The following is a 21,160-nucleotide window of genomic DNA, read 5'->3' as shown; positions in this document are numbered from 1 at the left end:
CGGCGTGTCGCCGTCGGTGGTGTCAGGTGCCTGGTGCCAACGGGGTGAGCAGCTCAGTCGTGGACGTCGACGTGCACGTGGTCGCGGTGCTCGAGGATCGCCGGGTCGCCGCTGCGCGCGGGCGGGTCGTAGTCCCGCCAGCCCTGTCCTGAGCGTGCGCCGCTGGTCCAGATCCGGTCGTCGAAGATCACCGTCCGGACCGAGAGCCGGTCGGCCTGGGAGACGAGGAACTGCGCCAGCGCCCAGCCGCGGACCTGGTTGGCCGCGGTGACCGGCCGGAAGAAGACGTCCACGGCGCGGCCCTCGTAGTGGGCCGAGCCCGCCATGTGTCCGGTGCTGACGCCACGTGGCTCGAAGCCGCCGAGCGGCAGCGGGCCGAAGACCTCGCGGATCTCCGCGCGCACCGTCTCTGCCCGGGGGACCAGTCCGGCGGCGTTCAGCTCGTCGGAGGCCTCGTCGGGGTCGCCGCCGATGCGGCAGCTGAACGCCTCCTCGGAGTTCCCGGTCAGGGCCGAGGCCAGCGCCCGTGCGTCGGCGACCGCGTCGGCATAGTCCTCCGACTCCCCGCCGGCGGCGGCCGCAGCGGCCTCCGCGACGTCCAGCCGCCGGTAGCCGGGCACCGCCACGACGTCGTCGAGGAGGGCCAGTACGCCGTCCGGGCCGCCGCCGGGCAGCCGCGCCAGGTCGGAGTCGGCCAGCGCGACCGTGAGCGCCACCGTGGCGGCCCGTGCCGGCAGGCCGCGGCCGACCGCCAGCCCCGCCACCTGACCGGCCCGCGCCGCCTGCTCGAGGTCGAGGGTGACGGTCGTGTCGGCCACCGTGGCCGTGCAGCGCTCCGGCGTCAGGCCGGGGATGGGGAGGGTCACCCGCTCCCGGAGGACGGCGTAGCCGATCAGGCCGACGAGCAGCAGCAGGGCGGCGCCCCCGGCGAGCCAGGGCAGAGCGGGGAGCCGGGGGAGCCGTCGCACGGGCACATCATGGCGGCCGGCAACAAGCGCTGGGCCAAGCAGCCGCCTCAGACGGTGGCGACGTCGACGCGGACCTGACGGCGCAGGGTGGAGTCGTCGGGGGCCCAGCCGGTGTCACCGTCCCAGGCGCGGCCGGCGTACTCGACCCGGCGCACGCCGAGCCGGTCTGCCTGGGCGACCAGGTAGTGCGCGAGCGCCCAGCCGGTACGTCGCCCGGGCACGCCGACGGTCAGGGTCGAGCCGGTCACGACGGGTCGAGCGACGAGGTCGGCGAAGACACCGGTGACCTCGTCGCGCACTGTCGCCGGGTCGCCGACCGAGGGCTCGCCGACGCGGCACCCGAAGGCGTGGGGCGAGGCGCCCGACAATGCGGAGGCCAGCGCCCGTGCCTCCGGCTCGTGCTGGCCGTAGGCCTCCGGGAAGGCGGAGCGCTGCACGCGCTGGGCGGCCTCGGTCACGCGCAGGTCGCGGTAGCCCTCGACGCGCTCCAGCCCGTCGTAGAACCGGTGCGTGGCGTAGACAGGATCCATGATCTGCCGGCGGGTGCCCCAGCCCTGGGAGGGGCGCTGCTGGAACAGGCCGAGGGAGTCACGGTCGCCGTAGCGGATGTTGCGCAGCCGCGACTCCTGCAGCGCCGTGGCCAGCGCGATCGTGACGGCGCGCGCCGGCAGGCCGCGACGCACCGCGATGGCGGCGATCAGCGCGGCGTTCTCCGCCTGCTCGGGCGTGAGGGTGGCCCGCAGCGGGCCGACCTCGGCGACGCACTCGTCGGGGAGCAGGGTGCGCACCTCCTCGGAGAGGGTGCGCCAGGCCGCCGTCGCGCCGCCGGCGAGCAGCACCACGACGACGACCGCGGCGACGAGTCGCCCCACTAGTTCTTGTGCAGCGCCTCGTTGAGGACGATGCCCTCGCCCTGCCACGGGACCGCCTCGACGGCGCCGGTGACCGAGTTGCGGCGGAACAGCACGTTGGAGGCGCCGGAGAGCTCCAGGGCCTTCACGACCGTGCCGTCGTGGAGCGTGACCTTCGTGCCGGCGGTGAGGTAGCAGCCGGCCTCGACGACGCAGTCGTCGCCCAGCGAGATGCCGATGCCGGCGTTGGCGCCGAGCAGGCAGCGCTCCCCGAGGGAGATGACCTGCGTGCCGCCGCCCGACAGCGTGCCCATGATCGAGGCGCCGCCGCCGATGTCGGAGCCGTCGCCGACCACGACGCCGGCCGAGATGCGGCCCTCCACCATCGAGGCGCCCAGCGTGCCGGCGTTGAAGTTCACGAAGCCCTCGTGCATGACGGTGGTGCCCGCGGCGAGGTGGGCGCCGAGCCGGACCCGGTCGGCGTCGGCGATCCGCACGCCGCTGGGCACGACGTAGTCGACCAGGCGGGGGAACTTGTCCACGCCGTAGACGCTCACGTGGCGGCCGGCCGCCTTGAGCCGGGCGCGGGTCAGCTCGAACCCGTCCACCGCGCACGGGCCCTCCGAGGTCCACACGACGTTGGCGAGCAGGCCGAAGATGCCGTCCAGGCTCTGCCCGTGCGGCCGGACCAGCCGGCTCGAGAGCAGGTGGAGCCGGAGCCAGACGTCGGCCGTGTCGGCCGGGGCCGTGGCCAGGTCGGCGATCTCGACGAGGACGACCTTCTTCTCGACGCCGCGCGCCGCGTCCGTGCCCTCGAGCGCGGACAGGTCAGCGGGCGCCGTCGCGTCGGCCGGCCGCCGGCCCAGCGCGGGCTCGGGGAACCAGACGTCGAGGACGGTCTGCTGGGAGGCGGTGCCGGCGTACGTCGCGAGGCCGTAGCCCCAGGCGCTCTGAGAGGTCACGGGCGAGGATCCTACCGGCGGGATCAGTCGTCACGGATTCGGTTACCGACCGCTGTCGGGAGAGGATCGGCTTTAGGTAATCGGGTGCCGAAAAGGAGTGACGGCCATCACCGCTGCGAACGCGAGCATGTCCGCCTGGGCACGGCTGTTGAGCACCCCGCAACGGGAGGACCGTCGCACGTCCTGGCGCGCCCGGGCGGGCGGCCTCCTCGGCATTCTCGCGATGGTCGCCTACCTGACCTGGCGCATTGGATGGACCATGCCCGACGACGGCGTCGCGCGGGCGGTGGGGTGGGGGCTCCTGGTCTTCGAGGGCGCACCGCTGCTCGGGCTCGTGCTGCGCTGGGTGACGCTGTGGCAGCTGGACGCCTCGCCGCCCCGCGGGCCGGCGTGGCCGAGCAGTTCGGGCCGGTGGTCGTCTTCATCCCGACGTACAACGAGCCGGCGGCCGTCCTCGCGCCGACGGTGGCCGCCGCTTGTCGGCTCCAGCCCGCCCACGAGACCTGGGTGCTCGACGACGGCGACCGGCCGTGGGTACGCGAGCTGTGTGAGGCGTACGGCGCGCGCTACGTCCAGCGTTCCGAGCACGAGGACGCCAAGGCGGGCAACATCAACCACGCCTTGGCCCTGCTCGCGCAGGAGGGCAGCCCGGCCGAGTTCGTCGCGATCCTGGACTGCGACCACGTGCCGTTGGACGGGTTCCTCCACGAGACGCTCGGCTGGTTCGACGACCCGCGGATCGCGCTGGTCCAGGCGCCGCAGGCGTACTTCAACGAGAACGCCTTCGACGGCGACGGGTTCGCCGGCGAGCAGGGCATCTTCTTCCACGCGCTGATGGTGTCCCGTTCGCGGCGGCGGAAGGACCCGCCGTGGTGCGGCTCCACCTCGATCGTGCGCCGCTCGGCGATCGAGGAGGTCGGCGGCATCGCCACCGAGACGATCACCGAGGACCTCCACACCACGCTGAAGCTGCTCAAGCGCGGGTGGCGCAGCGTCTACCACCACCAGATCCTCGCCGTCGGTCTCGCGCCGGACACCCCGGAGCAGTACCTCATCCAGCGTCGCCGCTGGGCGCTCGGAGCCATGCAGGTCCACGTCCTGGAGAAGCTGTGGCGCCCCAAGCGCTGGCTGACGCTGCGCAACCAGCTGGAGTACCTCATCTCCGCGTTCTGGTGGTTCGAGGGCGCGCTCACGGCCGGCGCCCTGCTGCTGCCCGCGGCGATCCTGATCTCCGGTGTGCAGCCGGTCGACACCGACCCAGCGCTCTACGCCGCCCTGGTCGCCGCCATGGTGCTGTGTCGCCTGCTGGGGGCAAACCTGCTGTACCGCCACTACATCCGCTGGCGGCACGCCCTGGAGCTGCGGGTGTTGCGGATCCCGATCGGGCTCGCGTCGATGTGGTGGCTGGTGACCCGTCGCCAGCTCGACTTCGAGGTGACGCCGAAGGGTGCCGCGGACGAGCGCCGTGAAGGGAAGATCCCGACGGCCCTGGTCGTGCTCGCCGTCGCACTCGGCGTCGTGCTCACGTACGGCGTGCTGACCCTCATCGTGCCGCTGCCCTGGCCCAGCTCGACGGCCGCCACCCTCACCGGCGGTGTCTGGCTGCTGTGGGGTGAGGTCGTGCTGCTGCTCGGCATCGCCCGGATCCGGGACCCGCACTTCCGGACCACGCGCCGAGTGGCCTACCGGTTCAACGTGCCGGCCACCGTCGAGGTCGACGGCGTCCGCGCCCCGCTGCGCGACATCTCCACCACCGGGCTCGCGGTGGCGTTCGACGGCGAGCCACCCGCCGCGGCGACGCCGGGTGGAGAGGTCACCGTCCGGCTCCCCGGCGGTGAGCCGATCCGGATGCGTGCGGTGCGCTCCCGTCGCGGCAACACCGCCTACCAGGTCTCCGGCGACGAGTTCGCCGGCATCCGGGCCCTCACGGACTGGATCTTCTTCACCCCGCCCCACCCGGGCCACGACGTGCCGCCCGGCCTGCCCGCGGCCGCCGTCATCGGCGAGAGCCTGGCCGAGCAGCGTCCGCCCGCCCCGCTGCCGGCCCGACGCAACGACATCCAAGGCCTGCGAGCGGTCGCCGTGGGGCTCGTGGTCGCCACCCACCTCGGCCTCGCCGGCCTGCCCGGCGGGTTCGCCGGCGTCGACGTCTTCTTCGTCATCTCCGGCTTCCTCATCACCGCGCTCATGCTGCGTGAGTTCGAGCTCAAGGGCCGCATCAGCCTGCGGGACTTCTACGCCCGCCGCGCCCAGCGGATCCTGCCGGCCGCGGTCGTGGTCAGCGCCGCCATCATCACGGCCGCAGGCCTGCTCACCTCCTCGCTGCGCGTGCGCCAGTACGCGGAGGACGCGCTGTGGTCGGCCGCCTTCCTGGAGAACCTCCACCTGATCCGCCAGGCCACCGACTACTTCGCGGAGACCGCCGCCTCGCCGTTCCAGCACTTCTGGTCGCTGTCGGTGGAGGAGCAGTTCTATCTCGTCTGGCCGCTGCTGCTGATCCTGCTGCTCCGCGCGCTGCGCCCGGGCTCGGTCATGCTCGTCGTCGCGATGCTCTGCGCGCTCTCGCTGGGGGCGTCGATCTCGCTGACGGTCACCGATCCCTCCGAGGCCTACTTCTCCACCTACACCCGTGCCTTCGAGCTCGGCCTGGGGGCGCTGCTCGCCTTCGCCGCGCTCAGCGTCACCCGGGTGCCGCGCTGGTTCGCGTGGCTCGGCGGACTGGCGGGCACGGCGATGATCATCGGCACCGCGCTGTGGATGACCGAGGACGGCTTCCCCGGCTGGCATGCGCTCGTCCCGACCACCGGCGCCGTGCTCCTCCTCGCGGCGGGCATGCGCGAGCAGGTGGGGGTCAACCGCCTGCTCGGCGTACGGCCGCTGCGGTGGCTGGGCGACATCTCCTACAGCCTGTACCTGTGGCACTGGCCGGTGATCGTGCTCGGCGACCCGCTGGTCCCCGACGACTGGTCCCAGGCCGCGCGGGTCGCGTTGCTGGTCGGGATCTCGCTGGTCGCCGCCGACCTGACCTTCCGGCTGGTCGAGGACCCGTTGCTGCGACGTCGGCGCACCGTGTTCCGGGGGCTGCGGCCGTTGGTGTGGTGGCCGGTCGCCGCGGTCACGGCCGTATCGGTCGCGTTCGCCTCGACGGCGTACGCCGAGCACCGTCAGACGCTGGTCCAGCAGGATGCCGCGGGCTGGTACGCCGAGCACACCGACGCGTGCCCGGGCGAGGAGGCCCGCCCGGTGGACCCGGCCACGCTCGCCGAGATCCGCGCCGAGCTGGCCTGCAGCGCCGACCTGGCCAGGCTCGGCGCCCCCGTACCGCCCGGCATCCGGGCGGAGGAACTGGCCGCCGACGGCTTCGCGAGCGGGTCCTGGTGCTGGGACCACGCCCGGACGGAGTCGATCACCGCCTGTGCCGGGGACCTCGCTGTGGACCGGCCCGACCTGGTCGTGGTCGGCGACTCCCACGTGGGGCAGTGGCTGCCCGCCTTCCAGCGGCTCGCGCAGGACCGGGGCCTGGACCTCGTGCCCTTCGTCAAGCCCGGCTGCCCCGTCTGGCAGCTGGAGACCTTCGCGGGCGGCAGGGACGGGAACGACCCGGCGTGTGGGGAGTACCGCGCCGCGACGCTGCGCGCGGTCGCCGACCTGGACCCGCAGCTGGTGGTCCTCACGAGCATCGTCGACGAGCGCACCGCGGAGGCGGGCGATCCGGTGGGCGCGGGCTGGCGTACCGCGATCCGGGCCACGATGCCGCGGCTGGCCGGCCTCGGTCACCGGCTGGTCGTCCTGGCGGACACGCCGTTGCGCGCCGGCTCGGTCCCGGACTGCCTGGCCACCGCCGAGCAGGGCATCGCGCAGTGCGAGCTGGCCCGACCGTCGGCCAGCGTGCGCACGAACCAGTGGCTGCACAAGCAGGTCACCGCCACGGGACTGACCTGGGTGGACCCGACGCCCCTGCTGTGCGCGGCGGGCTACTGCCCGGCCGTGGCGGCCGGCATCGGGATGTACAACGACGCCTCGCACGTCAGCCGGACGTGGAGCACACACGTGGCCGGAGCGCTCGACGAGCTGCTCGTGGGGGCGGGCGCGCTCAGCAGCAGCGGCCGTTCGTGAGGTGCTCGCGAGCGTCGCAGCGGTCGCGCTCGAACTCCCGTCGCGACACCGGTACGACGCCCGCGCGGTCGCACGCCGCGAGGTAGTCGTCCCACTTGGCCTCGCCGGTCGCCTCCCGCAGCAGCCGCCAGGCCCGGCGCAGCGCGCTCACGGCCGACCGCTTCCGGTCAGCTCGCCGCCGCGCCGGCTGTGCTCCGCCTCCCAGGCCCGCACGGCCTCCTTCTCCTCCGCGGTCGCGAAGAAGTCGGCCGGCGCCACGACCCGCGAGGGCGTCGGCGGCACCTCGGTCGTCGGCAGCCGGCCGGCCCGCAGGCCCCGGACGCAGGTGATGAGAGCGCCGGCGACGACCACGATCACGAGCACCGCGAACGCCGCCTGCAGGATGCCGTTCTGCATCGAGTTGTAGACGATCTGGTCGACGTCGTCGGGCGTCTGCGCGGTGCCGTAGAGCTCGCCCGCGTCCCGTGCCGCACGGGCCGCGTCGGCCTGGGCGAAGTAGCCGATGGCCGGGTTGTCGCTGAACACCTTCTGCCAGCTCGCCGTCATCGTGGTGATCAGGTCCCAGACCAGGCCGATCCCCGGCACCCAGGCCCACTTCGCCTTGCCGTGCTTGATCAGCAGCGTCACGCAGAGCGTGAGCGCGATGGCGGCGAGCAGCTGGTTGGCGATGCCGAACAGCGGGAAGAGCTGGTTGATGCCGCCCAGCGGGTCACCGACGCCGATCCACAGCATGTAGCCCCAGGCCGCCACGACGATCGCGCTGGCCGACCAGGCGGCGGGACGCCAGGAGACGTCGCCGTACCGCTTCCACAGGTTGCCGACGGTGTCCTGCACCATGAAGCGTCCGACCCGGGTGCCGGCGTCGACGGCGGTGAGGATGAACAGCGCCTCGAACATGATCGCGAAGTGGTACCAGAACGCCGCCAGCGCGCCGCCGAACGCCTCGGTGAAGATCAGCGAGATGCCGAAGGCCAGCGTCGGCGCGCCACCGGTGCGGGAGATGATCTCCTCCTCCACCGACGCGGCCGCCGTCTCGAGGTCGGCCGGGGTCAGCGTGAAGCCCAGTCCCCGGACGAACTCGGCGGCGCTCTCGGCCGCGCCGCCGGTCGCGCCGAGCGGGGCGTTCATCGCGTAGTAGATCCCCGGGTCGATGACCGTCGCGGCGATGAGCGCGCTGATGGCGACGAACGACTCCATCAGCATGCCGCCGTACCCGATCATCCGGACGTGGCTCTCCTTGGCGATCATCTTCGGGGTGGTGCCCGAGGAGATCAGGGCATGGAAGCCTGACAGGGCGCCACAGGCGATGGTGATGAACACGAACGGGAACAGCTTCCCCGCGAACACCGGACCGTCGCCCGCCGTCGCGAAGCTGCTGACCGCCTCGTGCTGCAGCGCCGGTGCCGCGAGGACGAGGCCCACCGCCAGCAGCACGATCACGCCGATCTTCATGAAGGTCGAGAGGTAGTCGCGCGGCGTCAGCAGCATCCACACCGGCAGCACCGACGCGACGAAGCCGTAGACGACCAGGCAGATCGTCAGGGTCTCCTTCGACAGCGTCAGGCCGTCGGCCAGGCCCATCTCCTCGACGTAGCCGCCGCCGATGATCGCCAGCAGCAGCAGGGCCACGCCGATCCCGGTGACCTCGAGGACCTGGCCGGGCCGCAGGTAGCGCAGGTAGAAGCCCATGAAGAGCGCGATCGGGATCGTGAGCCCGATCGAGAACACGCCCCACGGCGACTCCGCGAGCGCGTTGACGACGACCAGGGCGAGCACCGCGAGGATGATGATCATGATCGCGAAGACGGCGATCAGGGCCGCGACACCGGCGACGGCGCCGATCTCCTCGCGCACCATCTGGCCCAGGCTTTTCCCGTCGCGCCGCATCGAGAAGAACAGCACCATCATGTCCTGCACGGCGCCGGCCAGGATGACGCCGACGATGATCCAGATCGTCCCGGGCAGGTAGCCCATCTGGGCGGCCAGCACCGGCCCGACCAGCGGCCCGGCCCCGGCGATGGCGGCGAAGTGGTGGCCGAACAGCACGCGCCGGTCGGTGAGGTCGAAGTCGCGGCCGTTCTGCAGTCGCTCGGCCGGTGTCGCTCGCGTGTCGTCGACCTCGAGCACCCGCCGCGCGATGAAGCGGGAGTAGAAGCGGTAGGCGATGGCGTACGACGCCAGCGCGGCGAAGAGGACCCACAGCGCCGAGACGTCCTCGCCGCGCGAGAGCGCGAGCACGGCCCAGCAGGTGGCTCCGACCAGGGCGACGATCGTCCAGACGGCGATGCCGCGGGCGGAGAGGGAAGGGCGTGAGGGTGTCGTGACTGACATGCGAGCTCCCGAGGCGCAGATGTTCAGCTGTGAGGTCACCGGCGGAGCCGGTATCTCGATGCTACTGCGAAGTGATCTAGACCACCCCCGTCGCCGTGCCGGCAAGTGGAGCCTTTCGCCACCGATCCGCCTGCGCCTGTGGCAGAAGGCTCCACTCTTCGTCACCGCATGCTGGTCTGTGCGCTGCGAACCGGATCTGGTTCGCGCGACTCACCTACGACGGCCTACGCTGTATGCCACAGGCGCTCGAGCCGTCATCAGCGGCGAGCCCCGGGAAGAACGGCCTGACTCTTAATCAGCGGGTTAAGGGTCCGGCCTACTAGAACCCGGCGGGTCCGGCCCGTCACAGCCGTCAACGAGTGGTCGGCCGCTCCCCGTGGGCGTCGGCAAGCCAGGTGGTACCGCGGCGCGAGTCGTCCTGGCGGCCCGATGAGACCGACCGCAGGAGATGCCTCGATGACCTACCCCAAGGTCACCACCGACCCGACCCACGCCGTCCCGGCCTCCCCGCGGTTCCCCGCGATCGAGGAGCGGGTGCTGGCCTACTGGGACGAGGACGGCACGTTCCAGGCCAGTGTCGAGCAGCGCGAGGCGGGGGAGAACGGCAGCAACGAGTTCGTCTTCTACGACGGTCCGCCGTTCGCCAACGGGCTGCCGCACTACGGCCACCTGCTCACCGGCTACGTCAAGGACATCGTCCCGCGCTACCAGACCATGCGCGGCAAGCGTGTCGAGCGCCGCTTCGGCTGGGACACCCACGGCCTGCCCGCCGAGCTCGAGGCGATGCGCCAGGGCGGCATCAAGACCACCGACGAGATCGTCGAGATGGGCATCGACAAGTTCAACGACGCCTGCCGTGCCTCGGTGCTGAAGTACACCGGCGAGTGGCGCGACTACGTCACCCGCCAGGCGCGCTGGGTGGACTTCGACAACGACTACAAGACCATGAACCCCGAGTTCATGGAGTCGGTCATGTGGGCCTTCAAGAGCCTGTTCGACAAGGGCCTGGTCTACGAGGGCTTCCGCGTCCTGCCCTACTGCTGGAACGACGAGACGCCGCTGTCCAACCACGAGCTGCGGATGGACGACGACGTCTACCAGATGCGGCAGGACCCGGCCGTCACCGTCGGCTTCGACGTCACGACCCCGGGCGAGCTGCACGGCGCGAAGCTGCTGATCTGGACCACGACGCCGTGGACGCTGCCGAGCAACCTGGCGGTCATGGTCGGCTCCGAGATCGACTACGTCGGCGTCGAGCGGGACGGCACCACGTTCCTGCTCGCCGAGGCCCGCGTGCCGGCGTACCAGAAGGAGCTCTTCCCGGACGCCGAGGCAGCGACGATCACCTGGCGCGGCACCGGCGCCGACCTGGTCGGGCTGACCTACGCGCCGCCGTTCCGCTACTTCGCCGACCACGCGAACGCGTTCCGCGTCGTGGCCGCCGACGAGGCGGTCACCACCACCGACGGCTCCGGCCTCGTCCACTCCGCCGGCGCCTTCGGCGAGGTCGACAAGGAGGTCACCGACCGCGAGAACATCGCCCCCGTCATGCCGGTGGGCAAGGACGGGCGCTTCACGCACCCCGTCGAGGAGTACGCCGGCATGCTGGTCTTCGATGCCAACAGCTTCATCATCGACGACCTCAAGGCCGCGACGAAGGGGGAGCCCGCGGGCTCGGTCACGCCGGGAACGGTCCTGCTGCGCCGCGAGTCCTACGACCACTCCTACCCGCACTGCTGGCGCTGCCGTGAGCCACTGATCTACAAGGGCGTGAGCTCCTGGTTCGTCGAGGTCACCAAGTTCAAGGACCGGATGCTGGAGCTCAACCAGCAGATCCGCTGGACCCCCGACCACATCCAGGACGGCCAGTTCGGCAAGTGGCTGGAGAACGCCCGCGACTGGTCGATCACCCGCAACCGGTTCTGGGGCAGCCCGGTGCCGGTGTGGAAGAGCGACGACCCGGCGTACCCGCGCATCGACGTCTACGGCTCCTTCGAGGAGATGGAGCGCGACTTCGGCCGGTTGCCGCGCAACGCCGCCGGGGAGCCGGACCTGCACCGGCCGTGGGTCGACGACCTGACCCGCCCGAACCCGGACGACCCGCGTCCTGAGGGGGTCAAGAGCACGATGCGCCGCGTCGCCGACGTGCTCGACGTGTGGTTCGACTCCGGCTCGATGTCGTTCGCCCAGAGCCACGTGCCGTTCGAGAACGAGGAGTGGTTCGAGCACCACTTCCCGGCCGACTTCATCGTCGAGTACATCGGCCAGACGCGAGGCTGGTTCTACACGCTGCACATCCTCGCCACGGCGCTCTTCGACCGTCCGGCGTTCCAGAGCTGCATCAGCCACGGCATCGTGCTCGGCAGCGACGGCAACAAGATGTCCAAGAGCCTGCGCAACTACCCCGACGTCTCCGAGGTCTTCGACCGCGACGGCGCCGACGCGATGCGCTGGTTCCTGATGTCCTCGCCGATCCTGCGCGGCGGCAACCTGGTCGTCACCGAGCAGGGCATCCGCGACTCGGTGCGGCAGGTGATGATCCCGCTGTGGAACAGCTGGTACTTCTTCCAGCTCTACGCCAACGCGGCCGGCATCGAGGCGCAGTGGTCGACGGCCAGCGAGGACCCGCTGGACCGCTACGTCCTCGCCAAGACGCGGGAGTACGTCGCCGCGATGACCGAGGCGATGGACAACTACTCCATCGCCGACGCCTGCGAGACCACGCAGCGGTTCCTGGAGGTCCTGACGAACTGGTACATCCGGCGCAGCCGGGACCGGTTCTGGAGCGACGACCGGGCCGCGTTCGACACCCTCTACACCGTCCTGGAGATCACCTGCCGGGTGGTGGCGCCGCTGCTCCCGCTGACGACCGAGGAGATCTGGCGCGGGCTGACCGGCGAGCGTTCGGTGCACCTGACCGACTGGCCGGCGGCGGAGTCGCTTCCCGAGGACCACGCGCTGGTGACCGCGATGGACAGCGTCCGCGACGTCTGCTCGGCCACCTCGGCGCTGCGCAAGGCGCGGCAGCTGCGCAACCGGCTCCCGCTGGCGACGCTGACGGTGGTGGGTGCGGACGCGCTCGCCGGGACGTTCGAGGAGATCGCGACCGCGATCGTCCGGAGCGAGGTCAACGTCAAGCAGGTCCGCGTGATCGCGGCCGAGAGCGACGAGGCGTCGCAGTACGGCGTGGCGCAGAGGCTGACCGTCAACGCGCGGGCCGCCGGGCCGCGGCTGGGCAAGGACGTCCAGCTGGCGATCAAGGGCTCCAAGAGCGGCGACTGGTCGGTACAGCCCGACGGCACGGTCGTGGCGGGCGGACTGGCGCTGGTCGAGGGGGAGTACACCCTCGAGACGGTCGCCGGGGCGGCGTCCGACGACGTCGCCGTCGGGATGCTGCCGGGCGGCGGCTTCGTCGTGCTCGACACGGTCGTGACCGACGAGCTCGCCGCGGAGGGCCTGGCCCGCGACGTCGTGCGCGCCGTGCAGCAGCACCGCAAGGACGCCGGTCTGGAGGTCACCGACCGGATCCGGCTCGTGCTCGGCGGCACCCCGGCGGTGGTCGCCGCGGTCCGCGCCCACGAGCGGCTGATCGCGGGGGAGACCCTCGCGACGTCGTACGAGGTCGTCGAGACGATGAACGGCACGGAGGTCGCGCTCGGCGGCGGTGAGATGGCCACCGTCTCACTGGCCAAGGCCTGAGGGCGGGTGGCGCGCAAGGTCGTCGCGGACTCCCTCGGCGTCGGGATCGCGACCGGTCTGTACGGCGTCTCGTTCGGCGCTGTCGCGACGGCGTCCGGGCTCGACGTCTGGCAGGCCTGTGCGCTCTCGGTGCTGGTCTTCACGGGCGCCTCGCAGTTCGCCTTCGTCGGGGTGGTGGCAGCCGGCGGCGCGCCGCTGGCCGGGTCGCTGACCGCGGTCCTGCTCGGCAGCCGGAACCTGTTCTACGGCGTGACGCTCGCCCCGCGGCTGCGGCTGCGGGGGTGGCGCCGGCTGGTCCACGCCCAGGTGGTGATCGACGAGTCGACCGCCATGTCGCTGGGCCAGGGCGACGAGGCCGACGCGCGGCTGGCCTTCCGGCTGACCGGGTGGTCGGTGTTCGTGCTGTGGAACCTGATGACGCTGGCCGGGGCGCTGGCCGGCAGCGCGATCGGGGACCCGCGCACCTTCGGCCTCGACGCCGCCGTCGGGGCCGCCTTCCTCGCCTTGCTGTGGCCGCGGCTGACCGCGGCGCCCCAACGGGTGGTGGCCGTGGTCGGGGCCGCGGTGGCGACCGGGCTGGTCCCGCTCACCGGTGCCGGCGTGCCGATCATCGCCGGCGGCGCCGTGGCGGTGCTGCTGGGGCTGGCACCTGACATCTTCAACCGCGACACGCGGGATCGCGGTAAGAGACGTCAGGTGCCCGGGGAGGAGTCGCCGTGATCTGGCTCGCGATCGCCGTGACGGCGGTGGGCTGCTACGCGCTGAAGCTCGGCGGCCTCTCGGTGCCCGAGCGGATCCTGCGTCACCCGGCCACGGACCGGATCGCGGCGCTGATCCCGCCCGCCCTGCTCGGCGCGCTGGTCGCCGTCCAGGTGCTCGCGGACGGCCGGGCGCTGGTCCTCGACGCCCGTGTGGCGGGGTTGGCCGCCGCCGTCGCGCTGCTCGTGCTGCGGGCGCCGTTCCTGGTCGTCGTGGGCGGCGCCGCGCTGGTCGCGGCTCTGGTCCGGCTGCTCTGAGCCGCGGATGGTTGACTAGCGCCATGCCTGCGCTGGACCTGACGACCGACGTGGTCACTCTGACCCGGCAGCTGGTCGACATCGAGTCGGTGAGCCGTGACGAGGGGCCGATCGCCGACGCGGTCGAGGCCGCGCTGCGGGCGCTGCCGCACCTGGTCGTCAGCCGCTACGGCCACACCATCGTCGCGCGCACCGAGCTGGGACGGCCAGAGCGGGTCGTCATCGCCGGACACCTCGACACGGTCCCGGTCAACGGCAACCTGCCGAGCCGGCTGGAGGACGGTGTCCTGCACGGCCTGGGCAGCTGCGACATGAAGGGCGGGGACGCGGTCATCCTCCGCCTGGCCGCCACGCTGGCGGCGCCGGTGCGCGACGTGACCTACGTGCTCTACGAGGCCGAGGAGATCGAGGCCGAGCACAACGGGCTCAACAAGCTCGGCCAGCATCACCCCGAGCTGCTCGCCGCCGACTTCGCGATCCTCATGGAGCCCTCCGACGGCGGCGTCGAGGCCGGCTGCCAGGGCACCCTGCGCGTCGAGGTCCGCACCGTGGGCGAGCGCGCCCACTCCGCGCGCAGCTGGCGCGGCGTCAACGCGATCCACCGCGCCGGTGAGGTGCTGCGGCGGCTGGAGGCCTACGAGCCGCGGCGGCCGGTCATCGACGGGCTGGAGTACCACGAGGGCCTCAACGCGGTGTTCGTCTCCGGCGGCGTCGCGGGCAACGTCATCCCCGATGAGTGCGTGGTCACGGTGAACTACCGCTTCGCCCCCGACCGGAGCGAGGCGGAGGCGCTCGCCTTCGTCCGCGACTTCTTCGAGGGGTACGACGTCCGGGTGACCGACTCCGCGCCGGGAGCGCTGCCCGGGCTGGACCGGCCGGCCGCCAAGGCGTTCGTGGCGGCGGTCCAGGCGATGGGCAGCGGGGAGGTGCGGCCGAAGTTCGGCTGGACCGACGTCGCCCGCTTCACGGTGCTCGGTGTGCCGGCGGTCAACTTCGGGCCCGGGGACCCGGCGTACGCCCACAAGCAGGACGAGCACGTGCCGGTCGCCCAGATCGAGCACTGCGAGCGGGCGTTGCGCGCCTGGCTCACCGACGAGCAGACCCAGGGGGAGCAGCGATGACGCGACGCACTGGACATGGCCCGAAGCCGACCGCCGGCCGGCCGGACGGCAGCACCAACGACCAGCGGCTGCTCGACACCCGCGGCCCGAGCGACTGGGTCCACACCGACCCGTGGCGGGTGATGAAGATCCAGGCCGAGTTCGTCGAGGGCTTCAACGACCTCGCCGAGATCGGCCCGGCCATCTCGGTCTTCGGCTCCGCCCGCACGCCGGCCGACCACCCGATGTACGCGTTGGGCACCAAGGTGGGCGCCGCACTCGCCGAGGCCGGCTTCGCGGTCATCACCGGCGGCGGTCCCGGCGCGATGGAGGCCGCCAACCTCGGGGCCCGGGAGGCCGGTGGCCAGAGCATCGGGCTCGGCATCGAGCTGCCCTGGGAGGCACGGCTCAACGACCACGTCACCTTCGGGCTCAACTTCCGCTACTTCTTCGTCCGCAAGACGATGTTCGTCAAGTACTCCCAGGGGTACGTCGTCATGCCCGGCGGTCTCGGCACCCTCGACGAGCTGTTCGAGGCGATGACGCTGGTGCAGACCCGGAAGATCACGCAGTTCCCGATCGTGCTGATGGGCGCGGAGCACTGGAGCGGGCTGATCGACTGGATGCGCGGCACGATGCTCTCCGACGCCCGCATCCGCGAGGACGACATCGACATGCTGACCGTCACCGACGACGTCGAGGAGATGGTCGAGCTCATGGTGAAGGCGCGCGACGCCCGGTGACGGCCCGATGATGACGTGGGTCTTCGCGGTCCTGCTGGTGCTCCTCCTCGGCGGCGTGGCGGTCGTCGCCGCCGGCCGGGGGGAGCCCCTCGCTCCGGCGTACGACGACCGGCCCGACGCCCTCGTCCCGGCCGGCCGTCCGCTGGGCGGTGAGGACCTGCGCCGGGTCCGCTTCTCCACGGCCTTCCGCGGCTACCGGGCGGCCGAGGTCGACGCGTTGCTGGACCGGCTCGCCCGCGAGCTCGACGAGGCTCGCGACGGGGCCCGCGACGGGGCTCACGACGGGGTTCACGACGGGGCCGCCGAGGACCCGGCTCCCGGACCCGGGTTTGTCGAGCGACCGGACGCATAGGAGCATTGCCGGCTGTGTCCAGTGCCACCGCCGACCCCGTTGTCGTGGTCGCCTACGTCCTGACGGGGCTGGCGGCCCTCGTCGTCGTCCTGACCCGGCTGCGGCTGGCGGCCAGCCACCCGGGGACGCTGCTCGCCTCCCACACCTGGCTGGGGATGCTCGGCGTCGTGATCTGGACCGTCTTCCTCGTCGCGCCCGGCGACACGACGGCGGGCGGGTCGCTGGTCGGAGTGGTCGCGCTCGGCTGCTGGTGGGTCGTCAGCCTGGCCGGCCTGGTCATCATGATGCGGTGGATGCCGAGCCGCAGCCGCGGCAAGCGGGCCGCCCGCACCGCCTCCCCTGCTGCGGACTCCTGGACGCGGGGCCCCGGGCTGTCGCTGCTCGCCCACGTGGGCATGTTCCTCGGCGTCTGCTTCTTCACCTGGGCCTACGTCACCGGGGCGGTCTGAGCGTGCGGGGCGTCCGGGTGCGGCTGGCCGCGGCGACGCTGCTCGGCGCCGGCCTGGCGGTGCCGGTCGCCGCGCCGCCGCCCGCGGTCGCCGACCCCGCGGGCTCCGCTGACACCGCCGTCGCTCCCGGCCGGGCGGTGATCGGGACCGAGGTGATCGGGCGTTCGGTCAGAGGCCGGGCGATCCCCGCCTTCCACCTCGGCCAGCCGGGGCCCGGCGTGCCGACCGTCGTGCTCGTCTCGACCATGCACGGCGACGAGCGGCGCACCCGCCACATCCTCACCAGCCTGCGCGACGGCGCGCCGGTGCGCGGCGTCGACCTGTGGGTGGTGCCGACGTACAACCCCGACGGCTTCGCCCGCGCCACCCGCCACAACGCCCGCGGCGTCGACCTCAACCGCAACTACCCCACCCGGTGGCGCCGGGCGGAGGGCCGGTACGACTCGGGCCGGGCGCCGGCCTCGGAGCCGGAGACCAGGGCGATGATGCGGTTCCTGAGGCGCGTCGACCCCGACTACGTCCTGAGCTTCCACCAACCGCTGCACGGCGTGGACACCTTGGCGAAGCGTCCGGCCTTCGCCCAGCGGGTCGCGCGCACGCTGCGACTCCCGCGCAAGACCTTCAGCTGCAACGGCGGCTGTCGCGGCACCATGACGATGTGGTTCAACGCCACCTTCCGCGGCGTGGCACTGACGGTGGAGTACGGCGCCCGGCCCGCCCTGCGCGAGCTGCGCGGCCCGGTCGCCCGGCGGGTGCTGCGGGTCTTCGGCGCCGGTCGTTAGCGGCGGTGGGACCGGCCGGCAGGACGGGCCGGGGTGACAGGCCGCCACCGCGATAGGGGATAATGGTCCCCCACCGCGTGGATCCGGGGGGTTTCACGATGACTGCCACCAAGGGAAGAGGTGCCGCATGGCGGCGATGAAGCCGCGGACAGGGGACGGTCCGCTGGAGGTCACGAAGGAAGGTCGCGGCATCGTCATGCGCGTCCCTCTCGAGGGCGGCGGTCGCCTCGTGGTCGAGCTCAACGCCGAGGAGGCCGGTGCGCTCGGTGACGCCCTGAAGGACGTCGTTGGCTGAGTCGGCCCTGCCGCCGACCCCCGTGCTCCCGCCGCAGGTGACCCCGCCAGTGGTCGTCCTCGACGACCGTGACCCGGCCGGCACCGGTGCCGAGATCGTGGCGCTGCCCGTGCTGCCCGCCGAGGAGACCGGGGCGCTGGTGCTCGGGCCGGGCGCCGCGACCCTCGCCGAGGAGCTCGACCTGCTCGGCGTGCTCGAGGCCGAGCACGCCACCGGCGCCGCCGGTGAGATCGTCAGCCACGTCGTGCCCGACGGCACCCCCGGTGCGCCGTCGCTGCGCCGGGTGCTGCTCGTCGGCGTCGGCGCCCAGCGCCACCAGGACTTCCGCCGCGCCGGGGCCGCCATGGCCCGGGCGGTGCGCGACCGCGAGAGCGTCGCCACGAGCATCCCGGCCGTCGACCCGGACGTCGCGCTCGAGGCGTTCGTCGCGGGCGCCGTGCTGGGCTCCTTCGGGTTCGCCTGGCGCGCCGCGGGGCCGGAGCACACACCGGTCGGCACCGTCGTGCTGGCGGGCCTCGGGCCGTCGTACGACGCGGCGCTGGCCCGCGCCGTCGCGATCGCCGGCGCGAGCTGGCGGGCCCGCTTCTGGGCCACCGTGCCGTCCAACCTGAAGAACCCGCCCTGGCTGGCCGACCAGGCGGTCGCCGTGGCCGCCGAGGCGGGTCTCGCCGTGAAGGTCTGGGACGAGGAGCAGTTGGCCGCCGAGGGCTTCGGCGGCATCCTCGGCGTGGGCCAGGGCTCCGCGACGCCGCCGCGGCTGGTGCGGCTCGACTACCAGCCCCGCAAGGCAGGGCGGAGGACCCCGACCGTCGTCCTGGTCGGCAAGGGCATCACCTTCGACACCGGCGGTCTCTCGATCAAGCCGGGCGAGGCGATGGCGACCATGAAGCGCGACATGACCGGAGGCGCCGTCGTCCTCGCCACGATGGCCGCCCTGGCCGCCGTCGACTGCCCGGTGCGGGTCGTGGGGCTCATCCCGGCCGCCGAGAACGCCATCTCCGGCACGTCCCTGCGACCCGGCGACGTGATCCGGCACTACCCCGGGGACCGTCCCGGTGGCCCCGATCGCCAGGGGCGCACCTCCGAGGTCACCAACACCGACGCCGAGGGTCGGCTGGTGCTGGCCGACGCCCTCGCGTACGCCGTCGCCGAGATCAAGCCCGCCGCGCTGGTCGACGTCGCGACCCTGACGGGCGCCATCAAGGTGGCTCTCGGCCAGCACATCGGCGGCTACTTCGCCGACGACGACGCCCTGGCCGCCGCGATCGAGGCGGCCGCCGAGGCCGCCGGCGAGCCGGTGTGGCGGATGCCGCTGACCGCCGCCTACGAGGACAAGCTCGCCTCCAAGGTCGCCGACGCCGACAACGCCGGCGGGGGACCGGGCGCGATCACGGCCGCGCTCTTCCTGCGGCACTTCACCGGGGACGTCCCGTGGGTGCACCTCGACCTGGCCTCGGTCGGCGACGCCCCCGAGGACCGCGACGAGTGGACGCCCGGCCCGACCGGGTACGGCGCCCGGGCACTGCTGACCTGGCTCGGCTCACCCGATCCGCTGGCCGGCGTCCCCGGACATCACGGCTAGGCCTCCGGGGTCCACTCCTTCTTGGCGAGCAGCAGACCGTCGCCGACCGGCAGCAGCAGCGGCACCAGGCTCTCGTGGGAGCTGACCGCGCGTCCCAGCGCCCGGATCGCGACGGTCTCCTCGTCGCGCTGGGCTGGGTCGGCGACCCGGTCGTGCCACAGCGCGTTGTCGAACGCGACGACGCCACCGGGACGCAGCAGCCGCAGCGCCTCGGTGAGGTAGTCGGCGTACTCACGCTTGTCGCCGTCGACGAAGACGATGTCGTAGTGGCGGTCCGTCAGGCGCGGCAGCACGTCCAGCGCGGCCCCGGAGATCGTGCGGGCCCGCTGGGGCGCGATGCCGGCGTCGGTGAACGTCTGGCGGGCCAGGCGCTGGTGCTCGGCCTCGATGTCGACGGTCGTGAGCACGCCGTCGGCGCGCATGCCGCGCAGCAGCCACAGCCCGGACACGCCGGTGCCGGTGCCGATCTCGACCACCGCGCGAGCGTCGAGGACCGAGGCGAGGAACCGCAGCGCGGCCCCGGCGCCGGAGCCGATCGGCGTCACGCCGACCTCCTCCGCGCGGGCGCGGGCGGCCGCCAGGACGTCGTCCTCGCCGACGAACTCGTCGGCGTAGGTCCAGCTCGCGGGGCTGATCGGCTCAGGTCTCACGGGAGAAACCTAACGCGGAACCCGCGCGGAGCCGGGGAACGAACCGGCCCGGTCTGTCGTTGGGCACACAGAAGGTTGGTTCCGAGATGGTTCACAGGGTTCCTTCAGGAAGGACGCCTAGCGTGGCGCACGTGACCGAGCAGACGAGTCTCAGCGGGCCGGGCTCATCCGGGGGCTCATCCGGGGTCCCGTCATGGGACGAGATCGTCGAGCTGCACTCCGACCGGGTCTACCGGCTGGCCTACCGGCTGACCGGCAACCGGCTCGACGCCGAGGACCTCACGCAGGAGGTCTTCGTGCGGGTCTTCCGCTCGCTGGACACCTACACGCCCGGCACGTTCGAGGGCTGGCTGCACCGGATCACCACCAACCTCTTCCTCGACCAGGCCCGTCGCAAGCAGCGGATCCGGTTCGACGCGCTGTCCGACGAGCGCGCCGACCGGCTCACCTCCAACGAGGCGGCCCCCGAGGCGGCGTACGCCGACCAGCGGTTCGACGACGACATCGAGCGTGCCCTCGCGACCCTGCCGCCGGACTTCCGGGCGGCGGTCGTCCTCTGCGACGTCGAGGGCCTCTCCTACGAGGAGATCGCGCAGATCCTCGGCGCCAAGCTCGGCACCGTGCGGTCCCGGATCCACCGTGGCCGCGCCATGCTCCGCGAGGCGCTCGCCCACCGGGCGCCGCGTGCCGGCCGGCTCCGGTACTCCGGCCCGAGCGTGCTGTGGGGCCGGTCGTGATCGGAGGGCTCGGCTCCTTCTCCGGCGGGCACTTCCCCGGCGGGCACCTGTCCGGGGCACGGGTCACCGCGCTGCTCGACGAGCAGCTCTCGGCCGAGGAGGCCGACCGCGCCTGGGCGCACGTCCACGGGTGCCACGCGTGCCGTGACCGCGTCGAGCGCGAGGGCTGGGTCAAGCGCCGGCTGGCCTGCCTGTCCTTCGACTCCGCCGGCGGCGCCCCCGAGGCCCTGAAGGGGTCGCTGCGAGGCGGGCTCCCCGTGACGCCGGGCGACGCGTTCCTGTTCTCCGACGCGCACCGCGGCCGCCGTACCGTCGGACTGGCCGCCATCGGCGGCGGCGCGGTGGGCGCGGCCGTGATGGGCGTGCTCGCCCTCGGTGCCGCACCCGCGTCGGCCCCGACCACCGACCGGCCGGTGCCGTCGACCTCGATCGCCTCGGTCGGCGGTACGCCCACGCTCGCCCCGCGCTCGCGCTGAGGTGGTGCCCCGGGTGGTTCCGGGGCCGCCCAGGACGGCCCGATGGGGCCG

Annotated in this window: 19 protein-coding genes; 13 read left to right on the top strand and 6 right to left on the bottom strand. The window is 72.8% G+C overall.

Features of this window, described 5'->3' with window-relative positions; translation table 11 throughout:
* Positions 1-53 precede the first annotated feature (53 nt).
* The 3 genes from VGE38_RS08900 to dapD are packed head-to-tail and all read right to left on the bottom strand — an operon-like array spanning position 54 to position 2,781.
* Complete coding sequence (locus VGE38_RS08900; RefSeq protein WP_331142180.1) at positions 54-968, bottom strand: VldE C-terminal domain-containing protein; 915 nt, start codon at positions 966-968, stop codon at positions 54-56.
* A 47-nt stretch (positions 969-1,015) separates the two neighbouring features.
* Positions 1,016-1,840 (bottom strand): hypothetical protein, encoded by an 825-nt coding sequence (locus VGE38_RS08895; protein ID WP_331142179.1) that lies wholly within the window; start codon positions 1,838-1,840, stop codon positions 1,016-1,018.
* A complete protein-coding gene (gene dapD, locus VGE38_RS08890) occupies positions 1,840-2,781 on the bottom strand; it encodes a 2,3,4,5-tetrahydropyridine-2,6-dicarboxylate N-succinyltransferase (protein ID WP_331142178.1) in 942 nt (313 codons plus the stop codon). The genes VGE38_RS08895 and dapD overlap by 1 nt, the downstream gene beginning before the upstream one ends.
* A gap of 354 nt (positions 2,782-3,135) precedes the next feature.
* On the opposite strand from dapD, the gene VGE38_RS08885 reads away from it, so the two are divergent.
* The gene (locus VGE38_RS08885) at positions 3,136-6,897 is read left to right on the top strand and encodes an acyltransferase family protein (RefSeq protein WP_331142177.1); all 3,762 of its coding nucleotides are present in this window, start codon (positions 3,136-3,138) and stop codon (positions 6,895-6,897) included.
* Here the strand turns inward: VGE38_RS08885 and VGE38_RS08880 are convergent.
* On the bottom strand, positions 6,875-7,048 hold the full coding sequence (locus VGE38_RS08880; protein ID WP_331142176.1) for a CstA-like transporter-associated (seleno)protein: 174 nt from the start codon (positions 7,046-7,048) through the stop codon (positions 6,875-6,877). The genes VGE38_RS08885 and VGE38_RS08880 overlap by 23 nt on opposite strands.
* The gene (locus VGE38_RS08875; protein WP_331142175.1) at positions 7,045-9,228 is read right to left on the bottom strand and encodes a carbon starvation CstA family protein; all 2,184 of its coding nucleotides are present in this window, start codon (positions 9,226-9,228) and stop codon (positions 7,045-7,047) included. Before VGE38_RS08875 ends, VGE38_RS08880 begins: the two co-directional genes overlap by 4 nt.
* 456 nt (positions 9,229-9,684) lie before the next feature.
* Here VGE38_RS08875 and ileS point away from each other — a divergent pair, with 456 nt between their 5' ends.
* From ileS to VGE38_RS08825, 10 genes are all read left to right on the top strand, one after another.
* Positions 9,685-12,927 (top strand): isoleucine--tRNA ligase, encoded by a 3,243-nt coding sequence (gene ileS, locus VGE38_RS08870; RefSeq protein ID WP_331142174.1) that lies wholly within the window; start codon positions 9,685-9,687, stop codon positions 12,925-12,927.
* A 6-nt stretch (positions 12,928-12,933) separates the two neighbouring features.
* Positions 12,934-13,647, top strand: a complete 714-nt coding sequence (locus VGE38_RS08865) for an AzlC family ABC transporter permease (RefSeq protein ID WP_331142173.1) — start codon at positions 12,934-12,936, stop codon at positions 13,645-13,647.
* Positions 13,644-13,943 (top strand): AzlD domain-containing protein, encoded by a 300-nt coding sequence (locus VGE38_RS08860; protein ID WP_331142172.1) that lies wholly within the window; start codon positions 13,644-13,646, stop codon positions 13,941-13,943. Before VGE38_RS08865 ends, VGE38_RS08860 begins: the two co-directional genes overlap by 4 nt.
* Before the next feature lie 23 nt (positions 13,944-13,966).
* Positions 13,967-15,064 carry a succinyl-diaminopimelate desuccinylase gene (gene dapE, locus VGE38_RS08855; RefSeq protein WP_331142171.1) on the top strand — a complete coding sequence of 366 codons (1,098 nt, stop codon included), beginning with the start codon at positions 13,967-13,969 and terminating at the stop codon, positions 15,062-15,064.
* On the top strand, positions 15,061-15,786 hold the full coding sequence (locus VGE38_RS08850; RefSeq protein ID WP_331142170.1) for an LOG family protein: 726 nt from the start codon (positions 15,061-15,063) through the stop codon (positions 15,784-15,786). The genes dapE and VGE38_RS08850 overlap by 4 nt, the downstream gene beginning before the upstream one ends.
* 10 nt (positions 15,787-15,796) lie before the next feature.
* A complete protein-coding gene (locus VGE38_RS08845; protein WP_331142169.1) occupies positions 15,797-16,138 on the top strand; it encodes a DivIVA domain-containing protein in 342 nt (113 codons plus the stop codon).
* A gap of 14 nt (positions 16,139-16,152) precedes the next feature.
* The gene (locus tag VGE38_RS08840) at positions 16,153-16,587 is read left to right on the top strand and encodes a hypothetical protein (protein WP_331142168.1); all 435 of its coding nucleotides are present in this window, start codon (positions 16,153-16,155) and stop codon (positions 16,585-16,587) included.
* A gap of 2 nt (positions 16,588-16,589) precedes the next feature.
* Complete coding sequence (locus VGE38_RS08835) at positions 16,590-17,369, top strand: M14 family zinc carboxypeptidase (RefSeq protein WP_331142167.1); 780 nt, start codon at positions 16,590-16,592, stop codon at positions 17,367-17,369.
* Positions 17,370-17,496: 127 nt separating this feature from the next.
* Positions 17,497-17,664 carry a DUF3117 domain-containing protein gene (locus VGE38_RS08830; protein WP_082574674.1) on the top strand — a complete coding sequence of 56 codons (168 nt, stop codon included), beginning with the start codon at positions 17,497-17,499 and terminating at the stop codon, positions 17,662-17,664.
* A complete protein-coding gene (locus VGE38_RS08825) occupies positions 17,657-19,246 on the top strand; it encodes a leucyl aminopeptidase family protein (protein WP_331142166.1) in 1,590 nt (529 codons plus the stop codon). Before VGE38_RS08830 ends, VGE38_RS08825 begins: the two co-directional genes overlap by 8 nt.
* Here VGE38_RS08825 and VGE38_RS08820 read toward each other — a convergent pair.
* Positions 19,243-19,896 carry an O-methyltransferase gene (locus tag VGE38_RS08820; protein ID WP_331142165.1) on the bottom strand — a complete coding sequence of 218 codons (654 nt, stop codon included), beginning with the start codon at positions 19,894-19,896 and terminating at the stop codon, positions 19,243-19,245. The two genes, VGE38_RS08825 and VGE38_RS08820, sit on opposite strands and share 4 nt — an antisense overlap.
* A gap of 131 nt (positions 19,897-20,027) precedes the next feature.
* On the opposite strand from VGE38_RS08820, the gene sigE reads away from it, so the two are divergent.
* Together sigE and VGE38_RS08810 are read left to right on the top strand one after the other, a co-directional pair.
* Positions 20,028-20,633, top strand: coding sequence for an RNA polymerase sigma factor SigE (gene sigE / locus VGE38_RS08815; RefSeq protein WP_414690914.1), 606 nt, complete (start codon positions 20,028-20,030; stop codon positions 20,631-20,633).
* Positions 20,630-21,109 (top strand): hypothetical protein, encoded by a 480-nt coding sequence (locus VGE38_RS08810; protein WP_331142163.1) that lies wholly within the window; start codon positions 20,630-20,632, stop codon positions 21,107-21,109. The genes sigE and VGE38_RS08810 overlap by 4 nt, the downstream gene beginning before the upstream one ends.
* Positions 21,110-21,160 lie beyond the last annotated feature (51 nt).

It is taken from the genome of Nocardioides sp., assembly GCF_036405735.1.
In the GTDB taxonomy this organism is placed as follows: Bacteria; Actinomycetota; Actinomycetes; order Propionibacteriales; family Nocardioidaceae; genus Nocardioides.
This window is presented reverse-complemented; position numbering and strand designations above follow the sequence as displayed.